The following is an 18,348-nucleotide window of genomic DNA, read 5'->3' on the forward strand; positions in this document are numbered from 1 at the left end:
ATGGCCGCTATAGGTGCAGCGCGCGCCCGTCAAGCGGAACACTTGGCTTTGCGCCAGCTTGCCTTACATGAGACCCGAACCATCCACAGATTAGCGTTACGAGGCCCCATGCTCCGCGAAAAGATCCAGACCGAAACCGTCACCGCCATGAAGGCCAAGGACAAGGAACGGACCGCCGCGCTCCGCCTGATCGGTGCGAAGATCAAGGATCGCGATATCGAGCTGCGCACTTCGGACAAGAAGCCGGAAGACGACGAACTCGTCACCGATGTGCTGATGAAAATGGCCAAGCAGCGCCGCGAATCGATTGCCATGTACGAAGACGGCGGCCGGCAGGAACTGGCCGACAAGGAAAAGGCCGAACTGGTCGTGATCGAGGAATTCCTGCCCAAGCAGATGAGCGAGGATGAAACCCGCGCCGCCATCGCCCAGATCAAGGCCGACACCGGTGCCGAAGGCATGAAGGACATGGGCAAGGTCATGGGCGAATTGAAAGCGCGCCACGGTGCGACGCTCGACATGAGCAAGGCTAGCGGCCTTGTAAAGGAGGCGCTGTCGTGAAGCGCCTGCTACTACTGGCCGCACCCCTCGTCCTCGCCGCTTGCGGTTCGAGCGAGTCGGACCCCGCGCCGACGCCGACACCCACCCCTTCCCAGCCCCGGACGCTGGTCGCAGCGGACCTCGATCTGTCGACTTTGGGTGCCAAGATCGTCGGTCCCCAGGGTCCTGAAATCGAAACGGTTTTGAGCGCAGGTAGCGCCCAGATCGGTGAGATGGTCAGCTTCGTCGCTTGCCCCGAAGGCGTGGAAACGTGCGAACCCGGCCAGATGCCGGAAGGCACGATCTACACCTACGTCCACCAGATCACCTTGGCCCAGAATAACGAGGCCACCCAGGATGCGGCGATCACCGGCCCCGAAGTCGTCGAAAGTCCCCCCTCCCTCTTCCGTACGACCGAAAAAGCGCATGGCTTCAATGCGGCAGTCGGTTACTCCAGCGCACAGGCACTCGACGCCTTGGGAAGCGAAGACGCAATCGCGATTACCAGCGATGATGGACGCTTGATCTGGCGTGTCGTCGAAGGTGGCGGCTGGCAGCCCGGTTCGACGATCACCTTCTGGTGGCAATCGACACTTCCACCGGCTGGTCCGGCCGACGCCTACCTCCTGGAAGTGGAAGGCAGCCAGTCCATCGCGCGCGGTCCCTACCCGGCAGAGGAAAAATCCCCCGCCGGCACTTCCGCAAACTAGCCGCGGCGACGCACAGGCAGTAGGAGAGGTCATGGCCCTCTCACCCCAATGGCTGGACGAATTGCGTATGCGGACCACGCTGTCGGCCGTAATCGGTCGCACCGTGCGTCTGACCAAGGCAGGGCGTGAGTTCAAGGCCTGCTGCCCCTTTCACAACGAGAAGACGCCCAGCTTCTACGTCAATGACGAGAAGGGGTTCTATCACTGCTTCGGATGCGAGGCGCATGGCGATGCCATCCGATGGCTGACCGACCAGCGCGGCATGCCATTCATGGACGCGGTCAAGGAACTTGCGGCAGAAGCGGGCATGGAAGTCCCCGCCCCCGATCCGCAGGCCGCCAAGCGCGCCGAAAAGCGTGCCAGCCTGCACGACGTCACGGCAGCGGCGCAGGACTGGTTCGAAGCCAATCTAAGGAGTGCCGACGGAGCGGCAGCCCGAGCGTATCTCTCGCGCAGGGGCTTCTCCGACAAGACGATGCGCGAATTCGGGTTCGGATACGCTCCGCAGAACCGGCAGGCTTCGAAAGCCGCCCTCTCGCGGTTCGACCAGCAGATGCTGATCGAAGCCGGAATGCGGATCGAGGTCGAGGGCAAGGATCCCTACGACCGCTTTCGTGCGCGGCTGATGCTCCCGATCCACGATGCCCGCGGCCGAGTCATCGCCTTTGGTGGACGCATCCTCGACAGCGAAAGCAATCCCAACGCGCCGAAGTACCTCAACTCTCCCGATACGCCGCTGTTCGACAAGGGTCGCACGCTTTACAACCTGCACCGTGCCGCGCCAGCGGCGCGCCAGACCGGCCGGATCATCGTCGTCGAAGGATATATGGACGCGATCGCGCTGGCGAATGCAGGTATCGCAGAGGCCGTCGCGCCGCTGGGTACGGCGCTGACCGAAAACCAGATCGAACTCCTGTGGCGGCAGGTCGAACGACCGATCCTGTGCTTCGACGGCGACAATGCCGGACAACGCGCCGCGATGCGCGCCATCGAACGTGCCCTGCCGATGCTGCGCCCCGGTCATTCGCTTTCGATAGTCAGGCTACCTGCCGGAATGGACCCCGATGATCTGATCAGGGAAAGAGGCGTGTCGGCGATCGAAGAGATGCTATCCAGTCCGGCAAGCCTCCTCGACACCTTGTGGGAGTTCGAAAAAGCCGCCGCACCGCTCAACTCGCCGGAAGAAAAGGCAGGGCTGAAGGCGCGCCTGATGGACCACGTGGAAGCGATCGCGCACCCCGATATCCGTGCGCTCTACAAGCGGGAACTCAGCCAGCGCTTTTCCGATTTTGCCTTTCCTCCCCGCCCGCAGCGTGAGTTCAAGCCGCGCGGGGAATGGAAGAAAGGCGGTTTCAAAGCGGTTTCTCCCCAACTTTCCGCCGACGCCGAACGGCGATTGAAACACGCCATAGAAGGCGGATCGCGCGACACTCTCGCAAGCGCCGTAATCCACGGTATGCTGCGCCATCCAGGCGAAATCGCCCGCCACGAGGCAGCCCTCGCCCGTGTCGCGCAAAGTGACCGAAATGTCGGTTCGGCCATAGATTCGCTTCTTGCCGCAGCGGAAACGCTTGATTCGCACGCGCAATCGCCCATATCGCTACCCGAAGGCCTACCCGCCCCACCGGCAAACATCCGCTTCGCCTTTCTCGATGAAGGCACTGATCCGGTAGACGCGTGCGAGGAACTGGCCGAAGCCGTGTCTCTGCTGGTCGAAAGGCCGGCACTCGAAGCCGCGTTGGCAGCAGCGACCGCGCGTTTCGAGAGCGACCCCGAAGGGGCTTTCGTGGAACAGCAGCAATTGCTGAAACGGAAGCTGGAATTCGAGGCGCGACTCGGGCAAATGGCAAGCCGCAAGGCCGCTTCGGCGACCGCAAAAGATTCAGATGCCGCGCAGGACCCGGAACCTGGTAGCGGCGCAAGTACGGACTGATTGCTCTTTATGGCCACCAAGACCAAGTCGGGCGAAAAAGACGACGCACCGCTGATCGATCTCAACGAAGCGTCGGTCAAAAAGCTTCTCAGCAAGGCAAAGAAGAAGGGCTACGTCACCTATGACGAGCTCAACGACGCCTTGCCTCAGGGCGAGATGAGCTCCGACCAGATCGAGGATATCCAGTCGGCCCTGTCCGAGATGGGCGTTCAGATCGTCGAGAACGACGAAGACGCCGAGCAGGATGACGAAGTCGAGGAAATCGCCCCGGCGCCCTCCTCCGGCGAGAAAGAGCCTGCCAAGAAGCCGGTCGGCCCGAAGAAGCTGGCCGCTGGGGAGCGGACGGACGATCCGGTCCGCATGTACCTGCGCGAAATGGGCGCGGTCGAATTGCTCAGCCGCGAAGGCGAAATCGCCATCGCCAAGCGTATCGAATCCGGTCGCGACATGATGATCATGGGCCTGTGCCAGAGCCCGATTACCTTCCACGCCATCATCCAGTGGTCCGAAGCGCTCAATGCCGAGGAAATGCAGCTGCGCGAGATCCTCGATCTCGACGCCATGCTCTCCAAGGAGCCGCCGGCAGACAAGCTGAACGATGACGCCGAAGACGATGACGACGACGGCGAAATCTCGGAAGAAACCGCCGGTCCGACCATTCGCGACGAAGACGAAGACGATTCCGAGGAATCGGACGACGAAGACGGCGAGGAAGGTTCGAAAAAGGACGATGAAGAGGAAGAGGACAACACCATGTCCCTTGCTCAGATGGAAGCCGCCCTCAAGCCGGACGCCATCGAACGCTTTGCCCGCATCGCCGACCTGTTCGGCAAGTTCGAGAAGCTTCAGGCCGAACGCGTCGAAGTGCTCGGCCGCGGTGACGATTTTCCGGCCGCCAAGGAAAAGAAGTACGAAGCGCTTTCGGAACAGCTCACCGCTGAAGTGGAGAGCGTCCAGTTCCATGCGACCAAGATCGAATTCCTGGTCGACAACCTTTATGCCTTCAACCGCCGCCTGACCGCTCTCGGCGGCCAGATGCTCCGCCTGGCGGAGCGTCATAAAGTCAAGCGTGTCGATTTCCTCGATTCCTATATCGGAAACGAGCTCGACGACACGTGGATGGAAGAGAAGGTCAAGAAGGACAAGAAATGGGCAGCCTTCGCAGAGAAGGAAGCCGACGCGATCGACCGCATCCGCACGGAAATCGCGGACATCGCCAGCGCCACCGGGATGGCCTTGCCCGAGTTCCGTCGCATCGTGAACATGGTCCAGAAGGGCGAGCGCGAAGCGCGTATCGCCAAGAAGGAAATGGTTGAGGCGAACCTGCGTCTCGTGATCTCGATCGCGAAGAAGTACACCAACCGCGGCCTGCAGTTCCTCGACCTCATCCAGGAAGGCAACATCGGCCTGATGAAGGCCGTCGACAAGTTCGAATACCGCCGCGGCTACAAGTTCTCGACCTATGCGACCTGGTGGATCAGGCAGGCGATCACCCGCTCGATCGCCGACCAGGCGCGCACGATCCGTATCCCGGTCCACATGATCGAGACGATCAACAAGCTCGTTCGCTGTTCGCGCCAGTTCCTGCACGATCAGGGCCGCGAGCCGACACCCGAAGAGATGGCGGAGAAGCTCTCCATGCCGCTCGAGAAGGTGCGCAAGGTGATGAAGATCGCCAAGGAGCCGATCAGCCTCGAAACGCCGATCGGCGACGAGGAAGATTCGCATCTCGGCGATTTCATCGAGGACAAGAACGCGATCATCCCGGTCGACGCCGCGATTCAGGCAAACCTGAAGGAAACGGTCACCCGCGTCCTTGCCAGCCTGACCCCGCGCGAAGAACGCGTGCTGCGCATGCGCTTCGGCATCGGCATGAACACCGACCACACGCTGGAAGAAGTCGGCCAGCAGTTCTCGGTCACGCGCGAACGTATCCGCCAGATCGAGGCAAAGGCGCTGCGCAAGCTCAAGCACCCGAGCCGCAGCCGCAAGATGCGCTCCTTCCTCGACCAGTAAAATTTGCCGTTCAATCGGTGATTTCAGGTTCGGCCCGCTGGCAATCAGCGGGCCGTTTCCGTAAGGGGATGCCATGCGTATCGCCATTGCCTCCGACCACGCCGCGATCGACCTCAAGGCCGAACTGCGCGATTGGCTCATCGAACAGGGACACGAGGTCGCCGACCTTGGCCCGGACACGACCGACAGCGTCGATTATCCCGATTTCGGCTACAAGCTGGCCGGCGTCGTTGCCGATGGAACGGCAGAGCGCGGAATCGCTCTGTGCGGATCGGGCATCGGCATCTCCATTTCGGTCAATCGCAATCCCGCGGTGCGTTGCGCTCTCGTCTCGGAGCCGCTTTCTGCCTCACTGTGCCGTGAGCATAACGATGCAAACTGCATTGCGATGGGCGCGCGCCTGACGGGTAGCGACATGGCAAAGGCGTGCGTTACCGCATTCCTCGAAACCGAATTCGCAGGCGGGCGCCACCAGCGCCGCGTCGACAAGCTCTCCAACCCGGAAAACTGATCATGGCAACCCAGGCAGCAGATACCCAACGCGACCCGATGGACCGTTTCTGGCACGACACGCTGGAACAGGCGGATCCGCAAATTCACGCCGCTATCCGCAATGAACTGGCACGCCAGCAGGACAAGATCGAGCTTATCGCGAGCGAAAACATCGCGTCGACGGCTGTGCTCGAGGCGACCGGCAGCGTCTTCACCAACAAGTACGCCGAAGGCTATCCCGGCAAGCGGTACTACGGTGGCTGCGACTATGCCGACGTAGTAGAAACACTGGCAATTGATCGCGCCAAGCAATTATTTGGTTGTAACTTTGCCAATGTGCAGCCCAATTCGGGAAGCCAGATGAACCAGGCCGTATTCCTGGCTCTTCTCCAGCCCGGCGACACCTTCATGGGCCTCGACCTGAACTCGGGCGGCCACCTCACCCACGGCTCACCGGTCAACATGAGTGGCAAGTGGTTCAACCCGGTCAGTTATGGCGTTCGCAAGGGCGACGAACTGATCGACATGGATGAAGTGATGGCCACGGCGAAGCAACACAAGCCGAAGCTCATCATCGCAGGCGGTACCGCATACTCGCGCGTCTGGGACTGGGAAGCATTCCGCAAGGTGGCCGATGAAGTCGGCGCAATCCTGATGGTCGACATGAGCCACATTTCCGGCCTCGTCGCCGGAGGCGCGCACCCCTCGCCCTTCCCCCATGCCGATGTCGTCACCACGACCACTCACAAGAGCCTGCGCGGCCCGCGTTCGGGCGTCATCCTGTGGAACGACGAAGAACTGACCAAACCGCTCAACATGGCAGTCTTCCCGGGCATGCAGGGCGGTCCGCTGATGCATGTCGTCGCGGCAAAGGCCGTCGCATTCGGCGAAGCCCTGCGCCCCGACTTCAAGGATTACGCGCACCGCGTGGTAGAGAACGCCCGCGCCCTAGCCCGGGGTATCGAGGCGAATGGCCTGCGGGTCGTCTCGGGCGGCACGGACAATCACTCCATGCTTGTCGACCTCACGGCCAAGGATGTGACCGGCAAAGCTGCAGAGGCCGGTCTCGACCGCGCCTGGCTCACCTGCAACAAGAACGGCATCCCGTACGATACGCGCAGCCCCTTCGTGACGAGCGGCATCCGCCTCGGCACGCCCGCAGGCACCACGCGCGGGTTTGGACCGGCAGAATTCGAGACCATCGGCAAGCTGATTTGCGAAGTCGTGGACGGGCTGTCTCGCAACGGTCCCGAGGGCGACGGCCAGGTCGAGGAAAGCGTGCGCGGCCGTGTGTCGGAACTGTGTGCAAATTTCCCGGTCTATCCGGGCCGCTGAGGAAATCGACGATGGATGACAAGGACCCGCAACACCAGGATCACGACCTGCTCCCCGACGCGCGGGACGAGCTCAAGGCAATGATGAAGGAGGGTGTCGACCACCCTTCGACCAAGCCGGTTCTGACCGGCGCGGCCATCGGTGCGGTTGCCGGCTGGGTCCTGCCGGTCGTCGGACCGATCATCGGCGGCGTCGCTGGTGCCGGACTGATGCTCTACAAGCGCCTGAGACCGTAAAATGCGCTGTCCTTTCTGCGCATTCGACGACACCCAGGTTAAGGACAGTCGTCCGACGGAGGATTCCACGTCGATCCGCCGCCGGCGCCAGTGCTCCAGCTGCGGCGCCCGGTTCACTACCTTCGAACGGGTGCAGCTGCGCGAAGTGACCGTGGTCAAATCCGGCGACCGGCGAGAAGCTTTCGAGCGCGCGAAGCTCGAACAATCCATCTCCCTCGCCTGTCGCAAGCGCGATGTGTCGCCAGAACGGATCGACCAACTGGTTTCCGGCATCCAGCGCCAGGTCGAAACCGCCGGCGAAGCCGAAATTGCATCGCAGCGCATCGGCGAGATGGTCATGGACGGGCTGCGCCAGCTGGATTCGGTAGCTTATATCCGCTTCGCTTCGGTCTATCGCGACTTCAGCGAGGCCCGCGATTTCGAAGAATTCGCCAGCACGGTGCAGGAAGCCGCAGCAAATGAGCGAGGCTGAACTCCGCAAGCCGGTCATCGTGCTTGTCCGACCGCAGCTTGGCGAGAATATCGGCAAGGCAGCGCGGGCGATGCTGAATTTCGGGCTTTCCGAGCTGCGATTGGTCGAACCGCGAGACGGCTGGCCCAATCCTTCAGCCGGGCCCGCCGCATCGGGCGCGGACATCGTGCTCGAGAATGCACAGGTATACTCGACCACCGCAGAAGCCGTGGCCGATTGCGGCCATGTCTACGCCACGACCGTCCGCAAGCGCGGCGTGACGAAACCCGTCGTGACGCCGGAAGAAGCGGCATCGGAAATGGCAGTTGCAGCCGGACGCAGCGCGATCCTGTTCGGTCCGGAACGCTCCGGGCTGGAGACCGAGGACGTGGCACTGGCCCGCGCGATCCTGACCGTTCCGATCAACCCCGAATTCGGATCGCTCAATCTCGCGCAGGCGGTGATCCTTTGCGCCTACGAGTGGAGCAAGCACGAATCGCTGGCCCAGCCGACGCAGGAAGACCTCTTGCCGCCGGCCCCGCAGGAAGAGCTGGAGGGGCTGATCGGCCACTTTGAAAGCATGCTGGAGCCGAACGGTTACTTCCTCCCGGAAGCACGCGCCGATTCCACGCGGCGGACCTTGCGCGGGGTGCTGACGAAACCCGGCTGGAACCACCTGGAGGTTCGCACCCTTCGTGGAGTGCTGTCATCGCTTCAGCGAAAACCGCGCGGGGATTGACCGCACGCGTGTCGACAGTTCGTGCGCTTGGCGTTAGGCGCATCGTGAAATCCACTTAATTCAAGGAATTACCATGCGTTTTGCAGCGATCGTCGCTGGCCTGACCTTTGTCGCCGCCCCCGCCTTTGCCGGTCAGCAGGAAGCCCCTGCCGAAACCCGTACACAAGCTTCGAAGGCCGAGGCAAAAAAGGATGCAGAGAAAATCTGCAAGTATATTCGCGCCGACATGAGCAGCCGCCGCAAGCAGAAAGTCTGCATGACCGAAGCGGAATGGATCGAATTCAACCGCGGCAACTGACGCGGGGCATCCGGATCAGCCCTTGAGGCGGTCCCACTCACCCAGTTCGTAAGCGATCGAGGTTTCGACCAGATCGTCCCAGATTTGCGCGATCTTCCCGGCCGGAAGGTCGCGCTTTTCTGCATCGGCGCGCGCGTTTTCGATGACTTCGGTCTTGCGCGCCTCGTCACGGACGACATTGCGATCGGTCTTGATGCGCGCAGCGGCCCGCATGTAGCCGAAGCGGCGGTCGAGCAATTCCATCAGTTCGCGATCGGTCGTATCGACCCCGATGCGCACTTCGCGCATGTCCTGGCAGTCTTCGGGCAGCTTGAAATCGGCAGGCTTTGAGGTGTCCATGGCCGCGCCGAATGGCGAAGCCAGACGCACTTGTCGAGCGCAAACCAAACCCTCTCTCGACATTGGCATTTCTCCCCGTCATGGAGGCGCCATGGCAAGCAATGCAAATACCTTCCGCAATCAGCCCGACGAACGTGGGCATTTCGGCGATTACGGCGGCCGCTATGTGGCGGAAACGCTCATGCCGCTGGTCCTCGATCTGGAACGCGAATATCGCAAGGCGCAAGCCGATCCGGAATTCCAGCGAGAGTTCGACGACCTGCTGGAACACTACGTAGGACGCCCCTCCCCGCTTTATTATGCGGAGCGTCTGACCGAGGCGTTGGGCGGCGCGCAGGTCTGGTTCAAACGTGACGAGCTCAATCACACCGGCGCGCACAAAATCAACAATTGCATCGGGCAGATCCTGCTCGCGATCCGCATGGGTAAGACCCGCATCATCGCGGAAACCGGCGCGGGCCAGCATGGCGTTGCAACGGCAACCGTGTGCGCGCGCTTCGGCCTTCCTTGCGTGATCTATATGGGCGCAGAAGACGTCCGCCGGCAATCGCCCAACGTCTTCCGCATGAAGCTGCTTGGCGCGGAAATCGTGCCCGTCACCAGCGGGCGTGGCACGCTCAAGGATGCCATGAACGAAGGCCTGCGGGACTGGGTCGCGAATGTGGAGGATACCTTCTACATCATCGGCACTGCGGCAGGTCCCCATCCCTATCCGGAGATGGTCCGCGACTTCCAGAGCATCATCGGCAAGGAAGCGCGCGCGCAGATGCTCGACCGTATCGGCCGCTTGCCCGATCTCGCAGTGGCGTGCATCGGCGGCGGATCGAATGCGCTCGGCCTGTTCCACCCGTTCCTCGATGATCGCGAAGTAAAGCTCCTGGGTGTGGAGGCTGCGGGACACGGCCTCGATGGTGACGAGCACGCGGCAAGCCTGCTTGGAGGTTTCCCCGGCGTGCTGCACGGCAACAAGACCTACCTGCTGCAGGACGAAGACGGCCAGATCACCGAAGGCCATTCGATCAGCGCCGGTCTGGATTATCCGGGCATTGGTCCCGAGCATGCCTGGCTCAAGGACACGGGCCGCGTCGAATATACCGCCGTCACCGACGAAGAGGCGCTTGAAGCGTTCCAGCTCCTCTGCCGCACCGAGGGCATCATCCCGGCACTTGAGCCCAGCCACGCCATCGCGGCGGTGGCCAAGCGGGCGAAGGAGATGCCGAAGGACAGCGTTATCCTCGCAAACCTTTGCGGACGCGGCGACAAGGACATTTTCACCGTTGCCGAGAAGCTGGGAGTGGAGATGTGAGCGAGCACCTGCGTATTCCTATGGAATTTGTTGGTTTCACCATATTTGTGTGGATTTTTGGTGTAGTTGGAATAGCTGTAGTCGAACGAACAGAACCGGCTTTTTTGAGCACTCGCGGTGCCGTTAGCTATATTGTTGCAGGCGCATTGTTAGCGTGGCTGTCTTGGGGCTATCGAGCAAAGGCAGCGGGGCACGAAAATTGACCCGCCTCTCCAACGCCTTCTCCAAGCCCCACCCCGCCCTCGTCTGCTTCGTTACTGCAGGCGATGGCGACACCGCGTCTAACCTCGACGCTCTGGTCGAGGGCGGCGCGGATGTGATCGAGCTGGGTATGCCCTTCACCGACCCCATGGCCGATGGTCCGGCGATCCAGGCGGCGAATATCCGTTCGCTCAACGCAGGGACCACGACCGCCGACGTGCTGCGTATCGCACGCAAGTTCCGTGAACGGCATCCGGAGATTCCGCTGGTCCTCATGGGCTATGCCAACCCGATGATCAGGCGCGGGCCGGACTGGTTCGCCAATGCTGCGAAGGAAGCGGGCGTCGACGGCGTGATCTGCGTCGATATTCCCCCTGAAGAGGATGATGCCCTCGGCCCACAATTGCGTGATGCCGGGATTGCGCCCATTCGCCTCGCCACGCCGACCACCGATGCCAAGCGGCTCCCTCAGGTGCTCGATGGATCGTCGGGCTTTCTCTACTATGTCGCAGTTGCCGGGATCACCGGCATGCAGCAGGCCGCCATCGAATCGATCGAGGCAAACGTCAGCCGCATCAAGCAATCGACGGATATCCCGGTGGCCGTTGGCTTCGGTGTGCGTACACCAGAGCAGGCGGCAGAGATTGCCGAGGTCGCGGATGGCGTCGTCGTCGGTTCGGCTCTGGTAGAACTAGTCGGCGAATATGGCGTCGATGCTCCCGCCAAGCTGCGCGAGCTTACTGCAGGGCTTGCCAAGGCGGTCCATTCGGCGGCAAAGGGCCCTGCATGAGCTGGTTCACACGCGTCCGTAATTCGATCTCCTGGCTGCCCAAGCGCAGCACTGATGAAAACCTCTGGGTGAAATGCCCCAGCTGCCAGCAGATGGTTTTCGCCCAGGAATACCAGGACAACGCCCACGTCTGCCCCCGCTGCGAGCATCACGGCCGCATCGGCGCGGACGAGCGCCTGCGACAATTGCTCGACGAAGGCTTCGAAACCCTGCCCGTTCCGGAAGTTCGCGAAGATCCCCTGAAGTTCAAGGATTCGCAAAAGTATACCGAACGCTTGAAGAAGGCCCGCGCCAAGAGCCCGCACCGCGATGCATTTATCGTCGGATCGGGTACCATCGAGGGCAAACCTGCGGTCGTCGGCGTGCAGGACTTCATGTTCATGGGCGGCTCCATGGGCATGGCCGTCGGCACGGCGTTCTGCCAGGGAGCGGAGCGCGCCCTCACCCGCCGCGCGCCATACATCGTCGTCACCGCAGCGGGCGGTGCGCGCATGCAGGAAGGCATCCTCAGCCTGATGCAGATGCCCAAGGCGACCGTCATGACCCGCCGCCTGAAAGAAGCTGGCCTACCCTATATCGTGGTCCTCACCGACCCTACCACGGGCGGCGTTACGGCAAGCTATGCGATGCTTGGCGATGTCCACATTGCGGAACCGGGCGCCTTGATCGGCTTTGCCGGACAGCGCGTCATTCAGGACACCATTCGCGAGCAGCTGCCCGATGGCTTCCAGCGGGCCGAGTACCTGCACAAGCATGGCATGGTCGACATGGTCGTTCACCGCCATGACCTGAAGGACACCATCGCGACGCTGCTGGACTACCTGGCACCCGCCGAGGCGGCCTGACCCCTCAGATGCGGGATTTCGCCCGCTCCGACAGCGCTGCCGTGCAGGCGCAGCTCGATCGGTTGGCGCAGCTTAGCGTACCCGATGGCCGACTGGGCCTCGAGACGATCCGCGCCTTGCTGGGACGTCTTGGCAATCCGCATCGCCGCTTACCGCCGGTATTCCATGTCGCGGGGACCAACGGCAAGGGTTCGACCTGCGCTTTCCTGCGCGCGATGCTGGAGGCGCAGGGCTACTCGGTCCACATGACGACCAGTCCCCATTTGGTGCGCTATAACGAGCGCATCCGGATTGCCGGCGATCTGATCACCGACGCTCGTCTCGCGGAATTGCTGGCAGAAGTGCTGGACGCGGGTGAGAGTTTAAATCCCAGTTTCTTCGAAGTCACCATCGCTGCCGCATTCACGGAATTTGCGCGCATTCCTGCCGATGCCTGCATCGTCGAGGTCGGTCTGGGAGGACGCTTCGATGCGACCAATGTTCTCGAACCGGAGGTTCTGGCGGCTTGCGGGATCGCCGCGCTGGGTATCGATCACGAAAAGTTCCTCCTCGCGCCGGAAGATGGCGTTCCCTCGAAACCGGTCGCCCGCATTGCGTTCGAAAAAGCTGGCATCGCGAAAAAGGACGTGCCCCTGGTTATCCTCGCCAGGAGCAATCCACCTGAAGCCGAAGCGGTCATCGAGAGCGCGTCGCACAAGGTCGGCGCACATCTCGTAAAGGCCACATCATTCGGAAACGGCGCCATAGATGCCGGCGCGCATGACTATCCCGCCCCTGGCATTCGCGGCCCGCACCAGGAGCGCAACGCCGCCCTCGCCCATGCGATGCTTCGCAGCCAGAGCCGCCTCGCGGTTGGCGAAGCAGCCATAAGGAAAGGCATTGAGCGCGCCAGCTGGCCAGCCAGGATGCAGCTCTTGCAGGATGGCCCCCTGACTTCCTTGGCTGGCACCCGTCAGGTCTGGCTGGATGGGGGGCACAACCCAAATGCCGGTGAAGCCGTTGCAATGGCGATCAAGGGTGAGTTGCATCTCGTCCTGGGCATGCTGGACAACAAGGACCCGCGCGCTCTGATCGAGCCATTTGGGAACAGGGCTCGTTCTTTGACTATCGTTCCCGTCCCGGGACACGAGACGCATCCGCTCTCTGCCTTCGGTAAAGGTGCCCGCAGCGCCGCTGATATAGAAGAAGCGCTGCGAGAATTGCCTGCCGACGAATATCCGGTCCTCATTGCCGGATCGCTCTACCTTGCCGGAGAGGTTCTGCGCCTCAACGACGAACTCCCGGATTAGGTGCGGTTGCCGCCCTGGACGAAATCCCGGGCAATGGCGCTTAGGTAGACGCTGTCATTGCGCCAGACACGCGGGGCCATCTCGCGCGTCTTCTTGATGACCACCGGTCGCAGCGGAACGTCGAAGACAAGGCCCAGCTCATCGCCATCGCGGCGCCCGATCGTGGCGTAGGTATCGAAGCCCAGCCAGACGAGGACGCAGTCCTTGATGTTCTCGACAGGTGCCAGAAGCTTCACGCGTGCGCCGCCCTGCGAAAGGTCGATGATCTCGACTTTCTTGCGGCCTTCCAGAGTTTCAATATGTGCGAGCACGCCGAGATCCAGACGCAGGTAGTCCCTGCGTCCCTCTTCGCCCGATGATTGTCGCATAGCAGTCATATCGGTGCGCATAGCGCGAAATAATTTCGCATTCGCTAATCACTGCGACGCACGTGTCAGGCGGCCTGCTCTCCTAGCTCCGGAGCGACCACGCCAGCCGCGGCCTTACCCCGGCTTTCGCGATACCATTCGGCCAGACACAGGATCACAGCGACAACGCCGATCAGCGTGGTGAAGATGAAAACGAAGTAATACCCCCGCTCCTCGATCATCTGCCCCAAGGCGCCGCGACCAAGGGTGCCGACCAACAAGGTCAGCGACGCGAGCAGCGCGTATTGGACCGCCGCATATTTCTTGGCGACGATGCTGGAAAGCCAGGCGATATAGGCTGCGCCTGCGATACCGATCGCGAGGTTTTCCCAGAAGATCGTGAAGGTCAGGCGTGCCAGTCCTTCGATTTCGGACATCTGGAACACGCCCGCGATGAAATTGACGAGCGCGGTGAAGCCGATTGCATCGCTACCTGCCTGCATCAACTGGCCACCGATGGCGAGATCGGCATAGAGCAGGTTCGTCGCCGCAGCGAGCGCCGCCCCCAGCGTGAGCGTGAACATTCGTCCGAACTGGGTGATGATCCAGCCGCCGAGCGCCAGCCCGAGGAGGATCGCGAAGACCCCGAAGAATTTGGAGGCAAAGGCCACCTGGTCGCCCGAGTAGTTAAGCTCGCCGAGGTAGAACGGGTAGGCGAACACGCCCCAAATGGAGTCGCAAATGCGATAAGTCAGCACCAGCGCGAGGATCAGCACCAGCGACCAACCCATGCGGCCGACGAATTCGACGAGCGGCAAGACGAGTGCGCGGTAGAGGTGGTCGGTGAACTTCACGCTATGTCCGGCGCCCACACCGGGAGCCGACAGGATGACGTTCCTTCCGACCTGCTTCTGCTTGGCGATCCAGGCAGCGATGAACGCCGGCAGGACCACGGTAGCAATCACGATCAGGGGACCGAACGTCGTCGTGAATTCCGTCACGTCAGGGCGGTTTTCAGGGGTAGCGGTCATCGAGCGGACCATGAAGACCAAGACCGTCGCGATGGCCCAGCCCCACAGCAATCCGACTGCCAGCAACGCCCGATTGCGAACCTTCTCGGTAACCTCGCCCGCGTTGTAGAGTTCGGCGACTTCGTCCTCGTTCGCGGCAACCGTCGCGGCAGAGCGTTTTTCGACGCTGGCGTCGGGCGCGAAGAGCCCTGCGATGCCGATGCCGAGCATGATGGCCCCCATGATTACATAGGTCTGCGGCCAGCCGATCCGTTCCGCGATAATGAGGCCGAGAGCGCCGCCGATCAGGGCGGCCAGACGGAAGCCCATCTGCGTAATGGTCGACAGGATATCGAGGGTCGCCGTTTCGTCGGCGACGTCGATCCGCCAGGCGTTGATGGCAATGTCCTGCGTTGCGCTGGCGAAGGCGCCGATCGCCGCAAGCAGGCTGAACCAGCCGAGCGCACTCTTGGGATCGAGAAAGCTCATGATCAGCAAGGCGATGCCAACAATAAGCTGCATCGGCGCAATCCATTGCTTGCGCTTGCCGAGCTTGCGCAGTCCCGGGATATCGACCTTGTCGAGGAGCGGGGACCACAGGAACTGGAAGGCGTATGCCAAGCCGACGAGCGAGAACACGCCCATCGTTTCGAGGTCGACTTCAGCCTCGCTCAGCCATGCATAAAGGGTGCCGAGAAATAGCGCCGGAGGCAGGCCTTGGGCGAAGCCGAACAGCGCCATAAAGCCGCTTTTCCGGTTTGAAATTGCCAGGCCGAGTGCGCGCCAGGTCGATATTTTCTTTTTCTTTTCGTCGGCAACCGCTTCGGCCATGCCCTAGCGTCCTTTTGTTATGGTCTGTTTTTTGCGACACTAGCCGCGAGAGATGGAGAAAGGAACAGGTCCGATGGGGGTTCCGAACACACTGGCGACAGGTCGGCGACCAACCGACGGAATGCTGCGACTGGCACGCGACATCGCGGAAAACAAGCAGCACGAAAACCTGCGCCAATCCAGCGTCCCGGCAAGCGTTTATACCGATCCGGATCACTGGCAGCGCGAGAAGACTGCGATATTCGATCGTTTGCCGCAGATCCTGTGCCCCAGTGCAGTCCTGCCCGACCCCGGAATGGCCCTGCCCCATGAGGCCACCGGTCGCCCGCTGCTCGTCACGCGCGATGCCGACGGAAAGGCACACGTCTTCCTCAACGTGTGCCGCCATCGCGGGACCAGGCTGGTCGAAGGCAATGACGTGGCGCGCACGAAAAAGCTCGTCTGCCCATATCACGCCTGGACCTATTCGGTGGACGGGCGCCTCCTCGCCCTGCCCCGGCCTGATACATTTCCGGAGCTGGACAAGGGCGGGATGGGACTGGTCGAACTTCCATCGAAGGAAACGGGCGGGCTCATCTGGTTCTGTCCGCAAGAATCGACCGCCGATTTTGGCCATGCGGACAAGATCGGCGAAGATTTCGATGCGCTCGGCATGGGAGAGCACGTGTTGTTTCGCCGCAAGACCCACGAAGTGGCAGGAAACTGGAAGCTCATCATGGATGCCTTCCTCGAAAGCTATCACGTCACGCGGCTTCACGCCCAGACGATCCGGCCCTTCTTCAAGGACGGTGTCACCAGCGGCGACATGATCGGTCCCTTCGCCCGCAGCGCTGTCGGAAGGCTGGAAGAGATGGAAGGCGTCGACCTGGAAGATATGGACCAGATGCGCCGCGTGGTCACTTTCGCCTACCAGTTGCTGCCGGGCGCCCTGGTCATCCCCAGCCCTGATTACATCAATGTCATGGTGATGATGCCGCAGGCGCACAACAGAACGCTCGTCGAGGACTTCATGCTTATCCCGGAGCATCCGAGCACCGACAAGGCGCGCGATCACTGGGAACGCAGCTGGGCCTTGCTGGACGGCGGTGTTTTCGCAAGCGAGGATTTCCGCGCTGCGGAGCTTGGCCAGCAGGGGCTGGAGACCGGCGCTGTACCAGAACTTACGCTTGGCACGATGGAGGGCGGGATACGTCGCTACCACGAGACAGTCGAGGAAGCCTTGCGCGCTGCCAACTGAGCGCCTAACCGCGCGGGTTATGTCCGACAATCGACTTCCGGAAGAAGGCGACCGTATCGCCAAACTGCTCGCACGGGCTGGTATTGCCAGCCGACGCGAGGTCGAACGAATGATCGCGGACGGGCGCGTCTCGCTCGACGGGAAAGTGCTCGACACGCCTGCAGTCAAACTGACTTCGCTGCAGGGTGTGAGCGTAGACGGCAAGCCGGTCGGCAAGGCCGAAGCTACGCGCCTTTTCGCGTTCCACAAGCCGTCGGGACTAATCACGGCCGAACGCGATCCTGCGGGCAGGCCGACGATTTACGCCGCGCTTCGCAATGCACTCCCGAAATCAGCCGGTCGCGTGATGCCGGTCGGCAGGTTGGACTTCAACACCGAAGGCCTGCTGCTCCTTACCAACGATGGCGAATTGAAGCGGGCGATGGAATTGCCGTCTTCCGGTGTGCCGCGCAGCTATCGCGCGCGCGCTTTCGGAGATGTCACTCAGGCCATGCTCGACGAATTGATCGAGGGCGTGGAAGTCGACGGCATCCGTTATGGTCGCATCGAGGCCGATCTCGAACGTGGCAGCGGGAAGAACCGCTGGATTCAGATGACGCTGACCGAAGGCAAGAACCGTGAAGTTCGCCGCGTGCTAGAACACCTCGGTCTTCAGGTGAACCGACTGATGCGCATTTCCTACGGTCCGTTCGAGCTGGGCGACCTGCCGCGCGGCCAGGCTGTGGAAATCAATCGCGAAGCGGTCGAGCAATTCCGCAAGCAATTGCTGCGAGACATCAAGTGAGGGTCATCGCCGGAGATTGGCGTGGCAGGAAATTGGTGGCGCCAAAGGGTGAAGGCACTCGCCCGACGGCCGATCGCACTCGCGAAACGCTGTTCAATATGTTGGCGAGCAGGCTGGGGAGCTTCGAAGGGTTGTCGGTGCTCGACCTTTTCGCAGGATCCGGCGCGCTTGGCATGGAAGCCTTGTCTCGCGGCGCGGAACACTGCCTTTTCGTCGAACAGGATGCCGATGCGCTGAAGGCGATCAAGGCAAATATCGCGTCGCTCGATGCGCGCAGGCGTGCGACCGTACAGGCCGGGTCGGTGATGAGCCTAGGTCCTGCCAAGGCGACACACGACCTTATCCTGCTCGATCCGCCTTATGACACCGGTGCAGGACAGGTTGCTCTGGATCGGATGCTGAGGCTCGGCTGGATAGGGCCTGCGACATGGATCGCTCTCGAAACCCACAAGCGCGAAGACATATCTATTCGGGGTCTCGAGATCGAGGGCGAACGGGTAGTCGGCAAGGCCAAGCTAACGATCCTGCGCCTCGCCGATTGAGCGCATAAGAAAGGGGCAAGGCCGCCATGGCAACCTTGCCCCCTCCAAGCGTCTCCGCCGGTTAAAACGGCAGGGAC

21 protein-coding genes are annotated in these 18,348 nt (G+C 61.9%); 18 read left to right on the forward strand and 3 right to left on the reverse strand.

The genetic code is table 11. From position 1 onward, the window contains the following. Positions 1-108 precede the first annotated feature (108 nt). From CVE41_RS00490 to CVE41_RS00535, 10 genes are all read left to right on the forward strand, one after another. The gene (locus CVE41_RS00490; RefSeq protein ID WP_090482949.1) at positions 109-561 is read left to right on the forward strand and encodes a GatB/YqeY domain-containing protein; all 453 of its coding nucleotides are present in this window, start codon (positions 109-111) and stop codon (positions 559-561) included. Then, complete coding sequence (locus tag CVE41_RS00495; RefSeq protein ID WP_100258917.1) at positions 558-1,250, forward strand: hypothetical protein; 693 nt, start codon at positions 558-560, stop codon at positions 1,248-1,250. Before CVE41_RS00490 ends, CVE41_RS00495 begins: the two co-directional genes overlap by 4 nt. A gap of 31 nt (positions 1,251-1,281) precedes the next feature. Next, complete coding sequence (gene dnaG, locus CVE41_RS00500; protein WP_100258918.1) at positions 1,282-3,183, forward strand: DNA primase; 1,902 nt, start codon at positions 1,282-1,284, stop codon at positions 3,181-3,183. Between the two features lie 9 nt (positions 3,184-3,192). Continuing rightward, positions 3,193-5,199, forward strand: a complete 2,007-nt coding sequence (rpoD, locus tag CVE41_RS00505; protein ID WP_100258919.1) for an RNA polymerase sigma factor RpoD — start codon at positions 3,193-3,195, stop codon at positions 5,197-5,199. Between the two features lie 73 nt (positions 5,200-5,272). After that, positions 5,273-5,710 (forward strand): ribose 5-phosphate isomerase B, encoded by a 438-nt coding sequence (gene rpiB / locus CVE41_RS00510; protein ID WP_100258920.1) that lies wholly within the window; start codon positions 5,273-5,275, stop codon positions 5,708-5,710. A gap of 2 nt (positions 5,711-5,712) precedes the next feature. Continuing rightward, positions 5,713-7,026, forward strand: coding sequence for a serine hydroxymethyltransferase (gene glyA, locus CVE41_RS00515; protein ID WP_100258921.1), 1,314 nt, complete (start codon positions 5,713-5,715; stop codon positions 7,024-7,026). A gap of 11 nt (positions 7,027-7,037) precedes the next feature. Next, on the forward strand, positions 7,038-7,262 hold the full coding sequence (locus CVE41_RS00520) for a hypothetical protein (RefSeq protein WP_100258922.1): 225 nt from the start codon (positions 7,038-7,040) through the stop codon (positions 7,260-7,262). Between the two features lies 1 nt (position 7,263). Beyond that, positions 7,264-7,734: a transcriptional regulator NrdR gene (gene nrdR / locus CVE41_RS00525; protein WP_100258923.1), complete on the forward strand. Its 471-nt coding sequence runs from the start codon at positions 7,264-7,266 to the stop codon at positions 7,732-7,734. Next, positions 7,721-8,452, forward strand: a complete 732-nt coding sequence (locus CVE41_RS00530; RefSeq protein ID WP_100258924.1) for an RNA methyltransferase — start codon at positions 7,721-7,723, stop codon at positions 8,450-8,452. The genes nrdR and CVE41_RS00530 overlap by 14 nt, the downstream gene beginning before the upstream one ends. A 73-nt stretch (positions 8,453-8,525) precedes the next feature. Further along, positions 8,526-8,750 carry a hypothetical protein gene (locus CVE41_RS00535; protein WP_100258925.1) on the forward strand — a complete coding sequence of 75 codons (225 nt, stop codon included), beginning with the start codon at positions 8,526-8,528 and terminating at the stop codon, positions 8,748-8,750. Positions 8,751-8,765: 15 nt separating this feature from the next. Here CVE41_RS00535 and CVE41_RS00540 read toward each other — a convergent pair whose 3' ends face one another. After that, positions 8,766-9,089, reverse strand: a complete 324-nt coding sequence (locus CVE41_RS00540; RefSeq protein ID WP_090482919.1) for a chorismate mutase — start codon at positions 9,087-9,089, stop codon at positions 8,766-8,768. A gap of 91 nt (positions 9,090-9,180) precedes the next feature. On the opposite strand from CVE41_RS00540, the gene trpB reads away from it, so the two are divergent. The 5 genes from trpB to CVE41_RS00560 are packed head-to-tail and all read left to right on the forward strand — an operon-like array spanning position 9,181 to position 13,520. Next, positions 9,181-10,395, forward strand: a complete 1,215-nt coding sequence (gene trpB / locus CVE41_RS00545; protein ID WP_100258926.1) for a tryptophan synthase subunit beta — start codon at positions 9,181-9,183, stop codon at positions 10,393-10,395. Next, positions 10,392-10,598 (forward strand): hypothetical protein, encoded by a 207-nt coding sequence (locus CVE41_RS14515; protein ID WP_157799342.1) that lies wholly within the window; start codon positions 10,392-10,394, stop codon positions 10,596-10,598. The genes trpB and CVE41_RS14515 overlap by 4 nt, the downstream gene beginning before the upstream one ends. Then, on the forward strand, positions 10,595-11,386 hold the full coding sequence (gene trpA, locus CVE41_RS00550; RefSeq protein WP_100258927.1) for a tryptophan synthase subunit alpha: 792 nt from the start codon (positions 10,595-10,597) through the stop codon (positions 11,384-11,386). Before CVE41_RS14515 ends, trpA begins: the two co-directional genes overlap by 4 nt. Then, the gene (gene accD, locus CVE41_RS00555) at positions 11,383-12,231 is read left to right on the forward strand and encodes an acetyl-CoA carboxylase, carboxyltransferase subunit beta (protein ID WP_100258928.1); all 849 of its coding nucleotides are present in this window, start codon (positions 11,383-11,385) and stop codon (positions 12,229-12,231) included. The genes trpA and accD overlap by 4 nt, the downstream gene beginning before the upstream one ends. Positions 12,232-12,239: 8 nt before the next feature. Continuing rightward, positions 12,240-13,520 (forward strand): bifunctional folylpolyglutamate synthase/dihydrofolate synthase, encoded by a 1,281-nt coding sequence (locus CVE41_RS00560; protein ID WP_100258929.1) that lies wholly within the window; start codon positions 12,240-12,242, stop codon positions 13,518-13,520. On the opposite strand, the gene CVE41_RS00565 is transcribed toward CVE41_RS00560, so the two are convergent. Both CVE41_RS00565 and CVE41_RS00570 read right to left on the reverse strand, forming a co-directional pair. After that, the gene (locus tag CVE41_RS00565) at positions 13,517-13,897 is read right to left on the reverse strand and encodes a PilZ domain-containing protein (protein ID WP_157799343.1); all 381 of its coding nucleotides are present in this window, start codon (positions 13,895-13,897) and stop codon (positions 13,517-13,519) included. The two genes, CVE41_RS00560 and CVE41_RS00565, sit on opposite strands and share 4 nt — an antisense overlap. A 56-nt stretch (positions 13,898-13,953) precedes the next feature. Next, a complete protein-coding gene (locus CVE41_RS00570; protein WP_100258931.1) occupies positions 13,954-15,708 on the reverse strand; it encodes an MFS transporter in 1,755 nt (584 codons plus the stop codon). A gap of 73 nt (positions 15,709-15,781) precedes the next feature. Here CVE41_RS00570 and CVE41_RS00575 point away from each other — a divergent pair, with 73 nt between their 5' ends. From CVE41_RS00575 to rsmD, 3 genes are read left to right on the forward strand one after another with little or no spacing between them, the layout of a single operon-like run. Beyond that, the gene (locus tag CVE41_RS00575) at positions 15,782-16,945 is read left to right on the forward strand and encodes an aromatic ring-hydroxylating oxygenase subunit alpha (protein WP_100261298.1); all 1,164 of its coding nucleotides are present in this window, start codon (positions 15,782-15,784) and stop codon (positions 16,943-16,945) included. A 19-nt stretch (positions 16,946-16,964) separates the two neighbouring features. Next, complete coding sequence (locus CVE41_RS00580; protein ID WP_100258932.1) at positions 16,965-17,729, forward strand: pseudouridine synthase; 765 nt, start codon at positions 16,965-16,967, stop codon at positions 17,727-17,729. Beyond that, complete coding sequence (gene rsmD, locus CVE41_RS00585) at positions 17,726-18,271, forward strand: 16S rRNA (guanine(966)-N(2))-methyltransferase RsmD (protein ID WP_100258933.1); 546 nt, start codon at positions 17,726-17,728, stop codon at positions 18,269-18,271. The genes CVE41_RS00580 and rsmD overlap by 4 nt, the downstream gene beginning before the upstream one ends. Positions 18,272-18,348 lie beyond the last annotated feature (77 nt).

Source organism: Qipengyuania seohaensis (assembly GCF_002795865.1).
GTDB classification, from domain to species: Bacteria; Pseudomonadota; Alphaproteobacteria; order Sphingomonadales; family Sphingomonadaceae; genus Qipengyuania; species Qipengyuania seohaensis.